Source organism: Streptomyces sp. MS19 (assembly GCF_047200595.1).
In the GTDB taxonomy this organism is placed as follows: domain Bacteria; phylum Actinomycetota; class Actinomycetes; order Streptomycetales; family Streptomycetaceae; genus Streptomyces.
The window spans coordinates 192,004-206,198 of sequence record NZ_JBJZOH010000005.1; the positions used below are offsets into that span (position 1 = coordinate 192,004).

A 14,195-nucleotide genomic window follows, 5' to 3' on the forward strand; every position below is an offset into this window, starting at 1 on the left:
GTGTTGGTTGCCCCCACATTAGCCCCTGAGTGTTGGTCCGGCCAACACATTAGAGTGGTCGGCATGGACGAGACCCCCGACCGCATGGCGAGGAAGCCGAGCTGGCTGATCACCCAGCTCGCCGTACACGCGCACCGACTGGCGATGGGCGGCTTCGCCGCCACGGGCGCGCGCGGCTACCACTACCGCGTCCTCGGGGCGTTGCACGAGTTCGGGCCGTCGAGCCAGGCCGACATCGGCCGCCGGTGCCGCATCGACCGCAGCGACGTCGTGGCGGTCGTGAACCAGCTCGTCGCGAACGGTCACGTGGACCGCTCGCCGGACCCGGAGCACGGGCGGCGCAACAGGGTCACGCTCACCCCGACGGGCCTCCAACAGCTGCGGCGCATGGACGAGGTGCTAGACGAGGTGCAGGACGACCTGCTGCGCCCCCTCACCCCAGCCGACCGCGAAACGTTCACGCGCCTCCTGACCCAGGTCCTCATCCACCACGAACAGGACTGACGCACGTTCGCGGCGGCAGCCGCCGCCTGGGGCCGTACGCCCCAGGTCCCCGGCCCGGGAGGACGAAGCCCTCCCGGACCGGGGGCCGTCAGCCGATCAGGAGGACGCGTCTCCTGTGCTGCCGGCTTCCGCGGTGGCGGTCAGGCAGGGGCCGCTCCTCCGCTCCGCCGTCCTCTTGCTCATTCCTCGTCGTCATCGTCGTCGTAGTCGCCGCGCTCCTCCGCGATGTCCTCAAGGTGGGCGAGAAGCTCATCGACGAGCGGGCTCTCTTCCGCCCACCACGGGGCGGCCCTGCGCTCCCCGGAAGGCTGCTCGCTGAGCGCGGGGGCGACCGCGTCCAGCCAGGGATAGGCCACACCCGCTTCGACGGGCGTGTCGTAGTCGTCGGGGTCGAAATCCATCTCGTCGATGTCGCGGATCCTGGGAACAGGCACCGGCGACTGCTCGTGCCTCACCATCCACGTGTTGCGGAAGAAGTCGAACCGCAGGTGGTAGCAGTCGTCCGTCTCGGTGAAGACGATCGGCGGGACGAGGAAGTGCGCCGCACCGACGGTGGCCGCCACATCGATGTAGTTCGCGGGCAGGCCGCTGGAGTTCCAGCAGGCCGCGAAGTTCACCGGGGCGAGCGGCTCTTTGCCGAGGACGTGGATCTGGTTGCCCCGGACCACGAACTTCTCCGGGTCGAGGACCACGTCCTGGCCCAGCATGAGGAGGGGCGCCGGCATGATGTGCGCCCTGGCGAAGGACTGCGCCGCCTCGTGGAGGCCGACGACGTCGCCAAGGCGTGTGGCGCCGAACCTGCCCTGGGCGTGGAACGGGCAGCACGACTCCGTCTCCTCCGGCTCGGGGAAGAGCAGGGACTTGTCGAATGCCGCGACCGCGTCCGCCGTGCGCCGGCCGCCTTCGCCACGCCGCTCGGCGAGGAAGCCGGGAATCCAGTCCGTGCCCGTGGCCTGGATCACGGACGACCCGCACGCGTCGCGGAAGGCCGTCCCGCCGAGCTTGCAGTTGAAGTAGTCGAGCAGCGTGATCGCGGCGCACTCGGTGAGCGAGAGCCCGTCGTCCTTGGCGAACCAGAAGTCGTAGCCGTTCGCGACGAAGTCCACCCCGCGGAACCGCTTGTGGACGAACGGCTCACTCGCCGCGTCACCGGTCCGCGGGCCGTCCCAGTGCGCGGCGGCGACCTGGTTGTAGTACGCGTCGGCGTGCCGGGCGAGCTCCGGGGCGAAGACACTTTCGCCGGTCAGGTAGCAGGCCTTGCTGAACAGCGCGCCGATCCCCTCGTCGTGAGCGATCCCGGACTCGGCCTGCTCGAAGACGAGTTCGGTGCGCAGGAAGACCTTGCGGCCGTGGCGGTAGGGCGCGCCCTCGTGCTCGTACCGCTGGTCGAAGATGACGCAAGTGAAGGGCTCGATGTCGGTGAGGGCGGTGCCTCCGGCGAGGTCGAGCGCGGGCTCGCCCGAGCCGCCGGTGAGGTAGAGCAGCACTGTGTAACGGGACACGTGTCCGCGGGCGGCGTCGTAGTAGGGCGTGTCCCGGTGGTGGTGGAAGTTGGCGTCGCCGGGCTCGAAGCGGTTGCACCGGAACACCGGATTCACGTGCGAGAAGCCGTCGAGCACCGCCGCGGGCAGCGCCCTGGACACCGCCTCGGTGAGCGCGTCGGCCAGCAGCGCCGAGTGGAAGATGTAGCGTGCACCGCCACGGGAGCCGGAGTTGAGCGGCGGGACGTAGAGGTCCAGCTCGTCCAGGCCCTCGATGCGGGCGCGATCGGCGTCCGGCAGCCGCAGCCGCGCCGCGTACGCGTCCTGCGCGAGCTCCACGGGCGCGGTGAGCGTGAGTTCCAGGGGCACGTCCGCGAAGAGCCGGTCCAGCGGCACGATGTTCTCGAAGGTACGGAACGACAGCTCACGTGGGTCCACGAACACCGCGGCCAGGTGGGGCGCGCCCTCGCTGGGCCGGGCGAACAGCTCGCGCGCCGCCTCGTCGATACGCTCCGTGTCGACGAAACGCACCGCCTTGAAACGCGCCGTCGGGTGCCAGGAGACCGACAGCCCGTCGATCACGGCGGCGGCCTCGGTGTCGGTCGCGTCGACCTCGGCGCGGTAGCGGGCCACCTCGTCCTCGGAGGCCGGGCCGGCCGACAGGGCGAAGAAACGGTCACGGAGTTCGGCGCTCATACGCTCCTCCAGAAGCTGCGCAGCGCGGACGGGAGCTGCGGGGCGGACGCCAGCACCTGCACACCGGCGTCGGAGACGTCCCGGCGGTGGAGGAGCAGGCGCGTGAGGGAACCGGCGAACGGTGCCTCGATCAGGGCCTGTGCGCCATCGGCGCCGATCCGGTTGTACCGGAGGTCGAGCGCCTCAAGCCGCTCGAAACGTGCCAGCGCGCGCACGCCCTCGCCGGTGAGCCGGTTGTACTGGAGGTGCAGCCGCCGTATGTCGCCGAAGCTCCCGGAGGTCGCGAGGGCTGCCGCGCCGTCGTCGCCGATGCCGCAGTAGCGCAGGTCGAGCGTCTCGATCCGCCCGGTCGAGGCCGCGGCGGCGAGGGCCTCTGCGCCGGGATCGCCGATGCGGAAGTACGAGAGGTCCAGCTCACGGACCCCGCCGAGGTCGAGGTCCGCGAGGCCACCGGCCTCGTGAGGCGGCGGCGGGAGCGGCATGTCGTACTCGTCGATGTCGGGCCCGGCGCTGAAGTACTCGGCGTCCGACTCCTCGGCGGCGGCGCCCGGCTTGATCCGCAGGCGGGTCACGAACCGGCCCTGCCGGGCCTCGGCTATGCGTGCGGGTGCCTCCCGCGACCAGTCGACGGCCACCTTGGTGGCGAAGCCGTGGCAGCGCGCGACAGCCGTCACTCCTTCTGGCAGTTCGGCGTCCCAGCTCTCCTGATGCTCCTCCGTCAGCCGGTCGATCTCGCTCCGCAGTGCCTCGCGTTCACGGTCCCGCACCTCGCGCGCGAGCCGCAGTTCCAGCTGGATGAGCCTGCCCCGGGCGTCGTCCTGCTCCGACAGCACGTCGCTGTACGCGCGCCAGGCGGCGAGGTCGTCCGGGCTTTCCTGTAGCAAATGTTCCAGTGGGGTCGTTCCCATGCGGAGCACTCTAGGGGCGGCCGCTGACAGCCGACCGGGCCGCCTTTCGAGAGGCAAGGCCCACCGTGGCCAACGGATGACGGCCGCCCGGTCCTCACACGGCGACGAGCCCGCACCGCTCCCGCCGCAGCAGGGAACGGGAGTCCCCGACCGTCCCGACGACCACGGCGTCCGCGTCCTCGGCAAGCGCTGCCGCGAGGTCCCGCCGGAGCCTCCAAGTGACGGGGCAACGCGGCTACGCCGGGGCGTCGTCGGCGTGGAACTGGGCCAGCAGCATCTCGGTGAGGGCGGCGACGTCGTCGTCCACCATCGGGACTCCCGTCATGCCCATGCGGTGCAGCAGCGTGCCCACCGTGACGTCGATGAAGAACAGGACCCGCTGCTCCGGCTCGTCCAGCGCCTCCTGGAGCGCGATGCGGTACGGGTCCTGGAGGCGCGTGGCCAGGATCTCCCGCAGGGCGGGATCGCTCACCGCGTCGCTGAACACGCCCGCGAACGCGTCCCCCACCCCCGGCTCGCCGATCTTCGCCGCGACCCAGCGGACGGCCGAGGCCAGCATCCCGGCGCGGCTCCCGCCGTCGAGCGGCGCGGGGCCGAACGCGTCCAGCAGGCAGTCCACGATCAGCGCGCCCTTCGTCGGCCAGCGCCGGTAGACGGTCGACTTGGCGACACCGGCGGCGGCGGCGATGCGGTCCACGGTGGCGCGGGCGTAGCCGAGTTCGTGGACGGTGCGCAGCGTGGCGGCGAACACCTCGGCGTCCAGGGCGGCGCGCGGGCGGCCCGGCGGCCGGGCGGAGGGGGGCGGGGGCGGGGTCATACCGGCACGATACCGGGTTACGCTACTCTTGGTTTCGATACTCAAGGTATCGATACTTGAGGTCGCGGAAACCCATGGACAAGGAGCGGACCATGAACGACATCCCCGCCGGACGGCCCCAGGAGCCGGACTGGGACACGGCGACCGCCGCCCAACTCACCGCCTACCGCGACGCGGAGAACCGCTTCCGCGCCTCCGCGGCGATACGGCCGATCACCGGCGCACCCCACCCCGGCGCGGCGATCCGCTGGCAGACGATCGCCCTGCCCGGCCGCGACCTGCCCGTCCGCGTGTACCGCCCGGCGTCCGCGGGCGACGGCGGAACGGGCCTGCCGCTCGTGGTCCACGTCCACGGCGGCGGGTTCGTGGGCACGGCCGTCCAGTCCGACTGGGTGAACAGCCACCTCGCCGCCCGGCTCCCGGCCCTCGTCGTCTCCGTCGAACACCGCCTCCTCGCCCACGACACGCCCCTGTCCGACGCCGCCGACGACGGCTGGGACACGCTCGCCCACGTGCTGGGGAACGCGGCCGAGTGGGGCGTGGACCCGTCGCGGGCAGCCCTGTTCGGCGAGAGCTGCGGCGGGCTGATCAGCGCGCTGGCGGCGATCCGGGCGCGGGAGGCGGGCGTTCGGCTCCGGGCGCAGGTGCTGGTCAACCCGGCCACTGACGTGACCGCGGCGATGTTCGACCACCCCTCGATGACCGAGCACGCCCGCACCCCGACGCTCGCCGCGCCGACCCTGCGGCTGTTCCGGCGGCTCGCCGTACCGGCCGGGACCGACCCGCGCGGCCTCTCGCCGCTGCACGCCGACGACTTGGGCGGGCTGGCCCCCGCGCTCGTCGTGGTGCCGACCCACGACCCGCTGGCCGACCACGGCCGCCGTTACGCGCAACGCCTCCGGGCGGCGGGGACACCGGCGCGCCTGTCCGAACTCCCGGGCGTGGGCCACGCGTTCCTCAGTCTGCCGGGGCTGGTGCCGGAGGCCGAGGCGGCGCGGGACGAGATCCTGGCGTTCCTCGCGGAGTCGTTCTCCGGGGAGGGCGACGCACGCTGACGGCGGCGCCGTGGCGGAGGCCGGGCGGGGACCGAACGGCGGGCGGGCGGAGGCCCGTTCAGTCGATCTCGCCGCGCACGACCGCCGCGTACCGGCCGCCCAGCGTGACGCGCAGCCGGGCGAGCTGCGCCCCGGTCGTCGCCCACCACTCCTCGCCGGGGCGCCCGTCGGCCAGCTCCGCCCGGACCAGGGTGTCGATCTCCGCAACGTGTCGCGCGAACGTCGGCGCCCACTCCTGCTCGTCCGCCCGGAGGAACGGCGAGCGCCGCAGCGGGAGCAGATTGACCGGCGTCAGCCGGTCGGAGCCGGCCGCCCCGCCGGAGTCCGGGCCGCCACCCGCCGGGCGCGGAAGTCCGTCCGTGCGTCGCGGGCCTGGGCGCGCCGCCACTGCCACAGCCCGGCCGCCGTGGCCGGCACGGCCTCACGAGGCTTTGTCGGAGACCAGGGCGGGAGCGTACTGCGGACCAACGCGCCCCCGGCAGCCCGCGCAGAGCGGCGGAGGTTTCCCTCATCGAGCAACAACAGGCAACAACCGGAGGGGAGTTGAACACCCTGAAGCGCTCCTAGAGTGACGCCACCCGCACGGGTCCGCCCGTCACCTGAGCTTCCGAGGAGCCGCATGACGTCCCACCGCGCACGACTCGCCGCAGCCGCCCTGCCCCTGGCCCTGGCCGCCACCGCCCTGATCACCGCCCCCTCCGCGTCGGCGGGCGCGGCCGGTGCCGAGGCGTGTACCCACCCGTCGTGGAGCAACAAGGACGACGGCTGGGGCGGCCTCAACAAGACCTCGGGCACCGCCCCGCTGCGCACCGGGCCCAACGAGGGCTGCGGCGTCGTCGCCAACGTCAACACGAGCCAGGTCCTCTACTACCACTGCTACACCTTCAACTCGTCCGGCAACTCGTGGAGCCACGTCCGCATCAAGGGCACGCAGACCCAGGGCTGGATCTGGGACGAGCACCTGACGTTCCACGGCTCCACGGTCGGCTGCTGACCCGGTCCCGGCCCGCCGCGCCGGACGGCGCGCGGCGGCTTCTCCGCGCGCCCGCGGGGGTTTCCGTTCTTCGGCAACATCAGGCAACAGTCCGGCGCCTCCTCCGCGTTCACCGTCGTCCTAGGGTGACGTCGCCCCACTGATCCACCGGGCATGCCCGTCCCGAGGAGCCCCTATGAAGTCCCTCCGCACCGCTCTCGCCGCAGCCGCCCTCCCCCTGGTGCTCGCCGCCACCGCCCTGGTCGCCGCACCCACCGCCTCGGCGGGCGAGACAGGCGCCGCCGCCTACTGCCCCCAGCCCGCGCACCAGAACAAGGACAGCGACTTCTCCTGGATCTGGTCGTCCCTCGGCTCGGCGCCCCTGCGCAGCGGTCCGAGCAGCGACTGCCCCACCGTCGTCAACGTCTACCCGGACACGAAATTCTTCTTCCACTGCTACTGGGTCAACAAGTACGGCAACGCGTGGACGTTCGTCCGCATCGAGGGCACCCAGATCTACGGCTGGATGTACGAGGGCAACATCGGCTGGGGCGGCTCGGCCGAGCCCTGCGACTGACCACACCCCCGGACAACCTCCGGACGAACCCAGGAGCCTCCATGACGTCCCACCGCGCGAAGCTCACCGCCACGGCCATCCCCCTGGTGCTGGCCGCCACCGCCCTGATCACCGCCCCCACCGCCTCGGCGGGCGAGGCCATAGCCTGCACCCACCCGTCGTCGAGCAACAAGGACGCCGACACGGGCCGCCTCAAGGGCCCGAACCGCGCCAGCGTGCCCGTCCACTCAGGACCGGCGGGGAGCTGTTCCGAGGTCGGCCGCTTCGCGTACACCGCCACCGCGTACTACCACTGCTACCGCCTCAACTCGGCCGGCAACACCTGGACCCACCTGCGGGTGGACTACGCCGGTGACAACGACGTCAGCGGCTGGGTCTGGGACGAGTACCTGAACGACGGCGGCTCCATCTACCACTGCTGACCTCTCCCCGCCCCCCGAGGAAGGACCCATGAAACCGCGCGCCCGACTCGCCGCGCTCCTCCCCCTGACCATCGCCGCGACCACACTCGCCGTCACGCCCGCCGCCATGGCGGACACCCAGGGCGCCGCCGCCGAGTGCTACCACCCGTGGTGGGAGAACAAGGACAGCGACACCGGCAGGACGTACGAGGGCTCGTACTCCCTCCGCACCGGCCCCAACCAGGGCTGTTCCACGGTGACTCCCGTCATCCAGTCGAACGTGCTCTTCTACCACTGCTTCGTCACCAACACGGCCGGCAACACCTGGACCCACGTCCGCGTCAACATGAGCGGCAACGACTACTGGGGCTGGATCTGGGACGGCAACCTGACGGACAACGGTTCCAGGGTCCGCTGCTGAACCGAACGCTCTCGTCCCTCTCCTTCCCCTCCCGCGGCGCCGGCCCGGCTCGCCCCCGCGACCGGACCGGCGCCGTACCCCCGTCGGCCCCCGTCTCAGGCCCCCCGCCGCAGGACCCGGCCCGCCCCGGGCGTCCGGGTCAGTTCGCCGCCGAGCAGCCCCGGCACCCCGTTGACCAGCACCGTCGAGAAGCCGGTGGACAGCTGCCACGGCTCGTCGTACGTCGAACGGTCGGTGACGGCCGCCGGGTCGAAGACGGCGACGTCGGCCGCCGCGCCCTCCCGCAGCACACCCCGGTCGGTCAGCCCGATCCGCGACGCTGGCAGCGACGTCATCTTCCGCACCGCGTCCTCCAGCGTGAGCACGCCGCGCTCCCGCACGTACCGGCCCAGAACCCGCGAGAACGTGCCGAAGCTGCGCGGATGCGGACGGCCGGTCCGCTCGTCCGTCATCACCCAGCCGTCGCTGGCGACCGACACCCACGGGTGCCGCAGCACGGCCGTCACGTCGTCCTCGCTCATCGCGTGGTTGACGATCGCGACGCTGCACCGGTGGCTCTCCAGCACGCGCAGCGCCGCCTCGGCCGGGTCGGTGCCCTCGGCGCGGCCGATCCCGGCGATCGACCGCCCGACGCTGCCGCTGTAACGGCCCTCGGGCAGCGCCGCGACGACGACGCCCTCGGGGTCGATGTCCCGGCCGAAACGCGCCCGCAGCTCACCGGCGATCCGCTCGCGCGCGGCCGGGTCGGCGAGGCGGCCGAGGGTCGCGTCCACACCGCCGTCCACGGCCCAGGCGGGCAGCCGGGAGATCAGGCCCGTGCTGGACGCGGTGTACGGGTAGACGTCGGCCGTCACGTCCACGCCGCGCTCGCGGGCGGCGTCGAGGAGGGCGAGCGCCTCGGTGACGGCGCCGTGGTTCTCCGGGCCCATGGCCTTGAGGTGGGAGATCTCCAGCCGGGCGCCGGCCGCCTCGGCGGTGCCGATGGCCTCGCGCACGGCGTCGATGACGTGGGACGACTCGTTGCGCATGTGCGTCGAGTACAGCAGCCCGTGGGCGGCGGCGGTGCGGACGAGGGCGCGTACCTCGTCGGTCGCCGCGAACAGGCCGGGGGTGTAGATCAGGCCGGTGGAGAACCCGACGACGCCCTGCCGCGCGGCGTCCTCGACGAGCGCGCGCATGCGCCGCAGCTCGTCCTCGTCCGGCGCGCGGTCCGCCATGCCGAGGACGGCGAGACGCACGGCGTTGTGACCCAGCTGGAAGGCCAGGTTCACACCGGGGTTGACAGCTGTCATCGCGGCGCGGAACCCGTCGGTGTCCTTCCAGGTCCAGCTCAGCGCCGATCCGTCGAGCGCCCCCGAGCGCGGCAGCATGCCGCCTTCGTCCACCGGGAACGGCGAGTGGCCGCAGTTCCCGGTGACGAGTGTGGTGACGCCCTGCGTGAGCTGGGTGTCGGCGCCCGGAGTGGGTTCGAGGGAGTAGTCGGCGTGTGAGTGGAGGTCGATGAACCCGGGGGTGACGACCTGGCCGGTGGCGTCGATCTCCCGGCGCGCGGCGAGCGGTTCGGTGGCCAGCGCGGCAATCCTGCCGTCGCGGACGCCGACGTGCAGCGGGCGCGCGGGGGCGCCCGTACCGTCCACGACGAGGCCGCCGTTGAGGGCGATGTCGAGGGCAGGTGACACGGTGGACACGGTGGGTCTCCCTCCCTAGAGCGTCTCGACCAGCAGGATTCCGGCGTACATCACGCAGACCGGTATCAGGACGAGGAAGCCGGTGAGGATCATGTTGTTCAGCCGGGTGGAGCGCGCCAGGCCCATGGAGCCGACCATGTTGGCGTTCGGGAAGGGCCCGTACGTGTCGGCCTTCGAGGCGAAGAGCAGCACGATCACCCAGGCGCCCACGCCCACGCCCACGTCGCCCGCGAGCGAACCGAAGACCTGGTCGAGCAGCACCACCTGCGCGGCCGTCGCGCCCGGCACGCCCACCCAGCCGAGCAGCGCGATGACCAGGGCGAAGACGAACGGGGACAGGCCGCCGAGGCTGTCGCCCCACGTGTCGAGGATGACCTCGAACGGCGCGAGTCCGTCCACCGCCAGGAACAGCGCGGCCAGCAGCCAGAAGAGGAGGAAGACGTCCACGAGCCGCCCGGCGCCCGCGTACATCGTCTTCGCCACCTCGGTCGGCGTCAGCCCGCCCGCGAGGCCGGCGGCGACGCCCATGGCGGGCAGCGCGAGCAGCGGGAACGCGGTGCCCGCCTCAGAGATGATCGCGTAGACGACGCTGGCGACCAGGACGATGCCGAAGGCGGCCGTGGCGCGGGAGCTGCGGCGGTCGCCGGGCCCGTCCTCCTCGTCGAAGCCCTCCCCCTCGTAGTCGTCGCCGGTGTTCTCGGTGCGGCGCTGCATCCACGGGGTGATCAGCAGGCCGGCGATCACGGACAGCACGGCGAGCGGGCCGGCGCCGTACAGCAGGTACTTGAGGTAGCCGACCTCGGCGGCGTCCATGATGGCGACGTTCGACCCGGCGAAGGGCGCGAGGGCGAGGCCGGCGCAGCCGCCGATGAACATCATCGACGCGGTCGCCGAGCGCGTGAAGCCCAGGCGGGCGACGATCGGCAGCAGCAGCGGCGCGGCGATGGCCAGGGCGCCGGCGAGCGTGCCGAGGCTGGCGACGAGGACCAGGCAGGACAGGATCACGCCGAACGTGACCGCCGTCCTGTTCGTCTCGCCGACCAGCCGCATGACGCCGCGCACGATCGTCGCGGCCACGCCGGTGGTGCGCAGGACCTCGCCGACACCGGCGCCGAGCATGATGACGAGGCCGATCATCGTCACCGGGTCGGCGAGCGAGGAGCCGAGCATGTCGCCGATGCCCTTGGGGTTCGGCTGGAGGATCAGCAGCGCGGAGACGATGGCCGTGACGGTCGCGACCATGATGTCCATGCCGAGCAGGGCGAGCGCGGCGTACAGGACGATCGGGGTGAGTCCCCACAGCGTGGCGCCGTCCACGAACGGGCCGATCGCGGCGGACAGGAGGAGTCCGGCGGCGGCGGTGCCGTTGCGTATGTTCCGGCGCAGCGGGGACGGGCCGGTGGCGGTGGGCGGTCTCGTCTCCGTCTTCCGCGCCGCCCGGTCGGTGGCGAGGTGCGTGTCGCTCATGTGGTGCTCCTTGGGTCCATGACGGTGGCGAGCAGCTGCTCGACGGTCTGGGCGGACCGCAGCGTCTCGAACCGGAGGCCGCCCGAGGGGTCGCGGCGCACGCCGTGGACCGCCGGTTCGGGCAGGCTGTTGTAGTGGAAGGGGGTGGAGAAGTAGTAGGCGCCCGTGTCGAGGAGGGTGACGATGTCCCCCGGGTCGACGGGCGGCAGCGGGCGTGCCTGGGCGACGAGGTCGCCGGCGAAGCAGCAGGGGCCCGCGATGTCCTGGGCGACGGGCTCGCCGGTCTTGGCGGTGCCGGTCGGGTCGTGCGCACAGACGCGCAGGGGCCAGGAGTCGGGGGCGAAGACCGTGCGGGTGGCGACCTGCGCCCCGGCGTGGCAGATGGCGATGGGGCGTCCGCCCGCGCTCTTGGTGTACTCGACGTAGGCGGCGATGAAACCGTTCTTCGCGAGCAGGGAGCGGCCGAATTCGGTGACGATCTCGTACCCGCCGTCGAACAGCGCGGGCGCCTGGGCGCGCAGCGCGGCCACGTAGTCGGCGAACGTGGGGGTCACCTCGTCGCCGTCGAAGTTCACGGGCAGGCCGCCGCCGATGTCGATACCGGTGATCTGGCGGCGCCCGGCGGCGGCGTTCACCTTGTCGGCGAACGCGACGGCCGCGGCGACGCCCTCGGCGATCCGGGCGAGCGGCACGCCCTGCGACCCGACGTGGGTGTGCAGCCAGGTCAGCCAGGGGCGGTCGAGGTAGGCGCGGACGAGCCGCTCCTCGTTCCCCTCGTCGCGCAGGGTGATGCCGAACTTGGAGGTGGCCGTCGCCGTGCTCATGGCCACGATGGAGCCGCTGCCGACCTGCGGGTTGACGCGGACGCCGAGCCGCGAGGCGCTGGGGGTCTCCCGCGTGGCCAGGAGGGCGTCGATGCGCTCCAGCTCCTGGAAGTTGTCGGCGTTGACGGCGATGCCGAGGTCCAGCGCGTGGGCCAGCTCGGCGCGGGTCTTTGCCGGGGAGTCCAGCACGATCCGCTCGGGCGCGAACCCGGCGGCCAGCGCCTGCGCCAGCTCGCCGGGGCTGGCGACCTCGCAGCCCATGCCGAGGCGGCGCAGTTCGGCGAGGACGGGTATCAGGCTGTTCGCCTTGGCGGCGAAGGTGTGGAGGACGGGCGCGGCGGTCCCGGCGAACGCGTCGTGCAGCGCGGTCACCGTCGCCGCGACGCCGTCGAGGTCGAGGAAACCGGCCAGCAGGGCGTCCTCGGGGTCGAGGAGCCGCCGGTGGACGGCGGCGCGCAGGATGTCCTCGCGCCGCTTCGCCGCCTGGAAGTCGTTCACACCGCACCTTTCACGCGTCACACTCATATGACGTCCTGTGGGGGTCTTTTTGGCTCACCGTCCGGCTGTCGTGCCCAGGACGAGAGGTGCGTTCATGCTGCACGCAGTGGCCCGCGCGCGTCTTCATGCGTCCGGACGGGATTCGCGGCACGGCCCGGTGCGCGCGCCCAAGCCGTACGGCCCGGGACGGCCCGCCTGTGCCGTGACACCACGCACGGGCCGGTTTTCGTGCGGGGGGACGGACGTCAGGCGTCGCAGCCCGGCTCACGCTCCAGCAGCCGCAGCTGGAGGTGCGCGAGGAGGCGGCTGTCCGCGCTGCCCAGGTCGATACCGCACTTGTCGCGCAACCGCTGCACGCGGTAGCGGAACGTGTTGGGGTGCACGCCGAGCGCGCGCGACGCGGCGGGCATGTCCCCGAAGTGGTCCAGGTAGGCGCGCAGCGTCTCCACGAGGTCGCCCCGGTGCCGCGCGTCCATCGCCAGCAGCCGCGCCACCGGCGTACCGGCGGGCAGCTCCGCGCCGCGCAGCGCCTCCGACACCCGCAACAGGGCGACGGCCTCCGTCAGTTCGCCCACGCGCGCGATGACGCGCCCCGACTCGGCGAACCGCAGCGCCCGTACCGCCAGCTCCGCCGTACGCCGCGACGCCGCCGCCTGTTCGAGACGCGCCGCGACCTCGCCGACCCCGATGCGCACCGACGCGCCGAACACCGCCCCGAGCTGCTGCGCCAGGAACGACGCGCGCTGCCCCACCTGCGCGGCGGCCCGTTCCGCGTCCGCCGCCAGGTCGCCGACCAGCACCAGCGCGTCACGCCCGGACGGGACGACGACGGCCTGGTGCCCGTACGCCGCGCAGTGCAGCGCCAGCAGGTCCTGGAGCCGCCCGGGGCTCTCCCCCGTCCCGGCCCCGGCGCACACGGCCAGCACGGCGCACGGTCCGTCCGACGGCAGCGCCATCCGCACCGCCGCCATGTCCACCTGGTCCACCGGCGCGTTCCCGTCGAGCAGCGCCCGTACGGCGTCCTGCGTCAGGCGCGCCTCGCCCGCGCGCCGCGACCGGTGGTGCAGCAGGTGCGGGGTGGCGGCGCGCGCGGCGGCGCGCAGCGTGTCGGACGCGCCGGGCGGCAGCGGGCCGCCCGCCGCCGCGACCCAGATCGAACCGAGGATCTCCCCGGCCGCCGAGACGGCGACCGCCAGCCGTTCCGGCACCGCGCCCCCGGCGGGCCGGTGCACGACGTCGCCCGACGCCCACAGCGCCGAGAAGAACCCGGCCTCGCGCAGCGCCGCCACGCGCCACTGCGGCACACGGCGGCCCAGGATCGTCAGCTGCCGCAGCTCGTCCACGTCCGCGTCGGTCGTCGAGTAGGCGAGGACGCGCGAGTGCACGTCCTCGATGGTCACCGCGCCGCCGACCAGCGCCGCGACCGCCTCCGCCAGCCCGTCGAGGTCGCCGAGCGCGACCTGCTCGATCTCCGGGTCCGCCGGAATCCCGGCGGCGGCCAGCCACGCGCGCGCCGAGCCGACAAGCTGCGCCCAGCCGACCCACGCCGTGCGGAAGAGGACCGCGACACCCGCCTCGCCGGCCGCCGCCCGCAGCGCCCCGCCCGGCGGGCCCGGCCGCGTCTGCCGGAACACGACGGCCACCGCGCCCGAGCGGCCCGCCTGCCGCACCAGGTCCACGGCCGCGTGCGACTGCGGGTCGATCCCCACCGCGAGCACCACCTGCCCGGCGGGCAGCTCCGGCTCCTGCGCGTCCCAGACGGTCACGCCCTGGACGCGGGCGCCGAGGCCCTGCGGGGCGGCGAACAGTTCGAGCGCGCCCGCGCCGACGACGGCGAGGAGCCGTTCCAGCGTGCCGTCCGGGTCGGTACCGGAGAGCGCCATGT

The 14,195-nt window shown here is 73.2% G+C and carries 14 protein-coding genes; 6 read left to right on the plus strand and 8 right to left on the minus strand.

From position 1 onward, the window contains the following. Positions 1-63 precede the first annotated feature (63 nt). Entirely contained in the window at positions 64-504 is a 441-nt protein-coding gene (locus ACL02R_RS07845) for a MarR family winged helix-turn-helix transcriptional regulator (RefSeq protein WP_412796131.1), read from the plus strand. Between the two features lie 179 nt (positions 505-683). Here the strand turns inward: ACL02R_RS07845 and ACL02R_RS07850 are convergent, their stop codons facing one another. From ACL02R_RS07850 to ACL02R_RS07860, 3 genes are all read right to left on the minus strand, one after another. Then, positions 684-2,681, minus strand: a complete 1,998-nt coding sequence (locus tag ACL02R_RS07850; RefSeq protein WP_412796132.1) for a hypothetical protein — start codon at positions 2,679-2,681, stop codon at positions 684-686. Beyond that, on the minus strand, positions 2,678-3,589 hold the full coding sequence (locus ACL02R_RS07855) for a hypothetical protein (protein WP_412796133.1): 912 nt from the start codon (positions 3,587-3,589) through the stop codon (positions 2,678-2,680). Before ACL02R_RS07855 ends, ACL02R_RS07850 begins: the two co-directional genes overlap by 4 nt. 235 nt (positions 3,590-3,824) lie before the next feature. Beyond that, a complete protein-coding gene (locus ACL02R_RS07860) occupies positions 3,825-4,406 on the minus strand; it encodes a TetR/AcrR family transcriptional regulator (RefSeq protein WP_412796134.1) in 582 nt (193 codons plus the stop codon). A gap of 92 nt (positions 4,407-4,498) precedes the next feature. On the opposite strand from ACL02R_RS07860, the gene ACL02R_RS07865 reads away from it, so the two are divergent. Beyond that, positions 4,499-5,461: an alpha/beta hydrolase fold domain-containing protein gene (locus tag ACL02R_RS07865; RefSeq protein ID WP_412796135.1), complete on the plus strand. Its 963-nt coding sequence runs from the start codon at positions 4,499-4,501 to the stop codon at positions 5,459-5,461. 58 nt (positions 5,462-5,519) lie between these two features. Here the strand turns inward: ACL02R_RS07865 and ACL02R_RS07870 are convergent, their stop codons facing one another. After that, positions 5,520-5,849, minus strand: a complete 330-nt coding sequence (locus ACL02R_RS07870) for a hypothetical protein (protein ID WP_412796136.1) — start codon at positions 5,847-5,849, stop codon at positions 5,520-5,522. Positions 5,850-6,080: 231 nt separating this feature from the next. On the opposite strand from ACL02R_RS07870, the gene ACL02R_RS07875 reads away from it, so the two are divergent. The 4 genes from ACL02R_RS07875 (at position 6,081) to ACL02R_RS07890 (ending at position 7,833) form a co-directional block, all read left to right on the plus strand. After that, entirely contained in the window at positions 6,081-6,455 is a 375-nt protein-coding gene (locus ACL02R_RS07875; RefSeq protein WP_412796137.1) for an SH3 domain-containing protein, read from the plus strand. Positions 6,456-6,630: 175 nt separating this feature from the next. Further along, positions 6,631-7,011: an SH3 domain-containing protein gene (locus tag ACL02R_RS07880; RefSeq protein WP_412796138.1), complete on the plus strand. Its 381-nt coding sequence runs from the start codon at positions 6,631-6,633 to the stop codon at positions 7,009-7,011. A 41-nt stretch (positions 7,012-7,052) separates the two neighbouring features. Continuing rightward, entirely contained in the window at positions 7,053-7,433 is a 381-nt protein-coding gene (locus ACL02R_RS07885) for an SH3 domain-containing protein (RefSeq protein WP_412796139.1), read from the plus strand. Positions 7,434-7,461: 28 nt separating this feature from the next. Next, on the plus strand, positions 7,462-7,833 hold the full coding sequence (locus tag ACL02R_RS07890; RefSeq protein ID WP_412796140.1) for an SH3 domain-containing protein: 372 nt from the start codon (positions 7,462-7,464) through the stop codon (positions 7,831-7,833). Between the two features lie 95 nt (positions 7,834-7,928). On the opposite strand, the gene ACL02R_RS07895 is transcribed toward ACL02R_RS07890, so the two are convergent. The 4 genes from ACL02R_RS07895 to ACL02R_RS07910 all read right to left on the minus strand — a co-directional run bounded on the left by ACL02R_RS07895 (position 7,929) and on the right by ACL02R_RS07910 (position 14,193). After that, positions 7,929-9,521, minus strand: coding sequence for an N-acyl-D-amino-acid deacylase family protein (locus tag ACL02R_RS07895; RefSeq protein ID WP_412796141.1), 1,593 nt, complete (start codon positions 9,519-9,521; stop codon positions 7,929-7,931). Between the two features lie 15 nt (positions 9,522-9,536). After that, positions 9,537-10,988, minus strand: coding sequence for a Na+/H+ antiporter NhaC family protein (locus tag ACL02R_RS07900; protein WP_412796142.1), 1,452 nt, complete (start codon positions 10,986-10,988; stop codon positions 9,537-9,539). Then, on the minus strand, positions 10,985-12,337 hold the full coding sequence (locus ACL02R_RS07905; protein WP_412796143.1) for a diaminopimelate decarboxylase: 1,353 nt from the start codon (positions 12,335-12,337) through the stop codon (positions 10,985-10,987). The genes ACL02R_RS07900 and ACL02R_RS07905 overlap by 4 nt, the downstream gene beginning before the upstream one ends. 218 nt (positions 12,338-12,555) lie before the next feature. Continuing rightward, complete coding sequence (locus tag ACL02R_RS07910; protein WP_412796144.1) at positions 12,556-14,193, minus strand: PucR family transcriptional regulator; 1,638 nt, start codon at positions 14,191-14,193, stop codon at positions 12,556-12,558. Between the last annotated feature and the right edge of the window lie 2 nt (positions 14,194-14,195).

Excerpts from the sequence above, each read along its gene's own strand:
- ACL02R_RS07845 (WP_412796131.1), top strand. The coding sequence starts at position 64 with ATGGACGAGACCCCCGACCGCATGGCGAGGAAGCCGAGCTGGCTGATC.
- ACL02R_RS07850 (WP_412796132.1), bottom strand. The coding sequence starts at position 2,681 with ATGAGCGCCGAACTCCGTGACCGTTTCTTCGCCCTGTCGGCCGGCCCG.
- ACL02R_RS07855 (WP_412796133.1), bottom strand. The coding sequence starts at position 3,589 with ATGGGAACGACCCCACTGGAACATTTGCTACAGGAAAGCCCGGACGAC.
- ACL02R_RS07860 (WP_412796134.1), bottom strand. The coding sequence starts at position 4,406 with ATGACCCCGCCCCCGCCCCCCTCCGCCCGGCCGCCGGGCCGCCCGCGC.
- ACL02R_RS07865 (WP_412796135.1), top strand. The coding sequence starts at position 4,499 with ATGAACGACATCCCCGCCGGACGGCCCCAGGAGCCGGACTGGGACACG.
- ACL02R_RS07875 (WP_412796137.1), top strand. The coding sequence starts at position 6,081 with ATGACGTCCCACCGCGCACGACTCGCCGCAGCCGCCCTGCCCCTGGCC.
- ACL02R_RS07880 (WP_412796138.1), top strand. The coding sequence starts at position 6,631 with ATGAAGTCCCTCCGCACCGCTCTCGCCGCAGCCGCCCTCCCCCTGGTG.
- ACL02R_RS07885 (WP_412796139.1), top strand. The coding sequence starts at position 7,053 with ATGACGTCCCACCGCGCGAAGCTCACCGCCACGGCCATCCCCCTGGTG.
- ACL02R_RS07890 (WP_412796140.1), top strand. The coding sequence starts at position 7,462 with ATGAAACCGCGCGCCCGACTCGCCGCGCTCCTCCCCCTGACCATCGCC.
- ACL02R_RS07900 (WP_412796142.1), bottom strand. The coding sequence starts at position 10,988 with ATGAGCGACACGCACCTCGCCACCGACCGGGCGGCGCGGAAGACGGAG.
- ACL02R_RS07905 (WP_412796143.1), bottom strand. The coding sequence starts at position 12,337 with ATGAGTGTGACGCGTGAAAGGTGCGGTGTGAACGACTTCCAGGCGGCG.
- ACL02R_RS07910 (WP_412796144.1), bottom strand. The coding sequence starts at position 14,193 with ATGGCGCTCTCCGGTACCGACCCGGACGGCACGCTGGAACGGCTCCTC.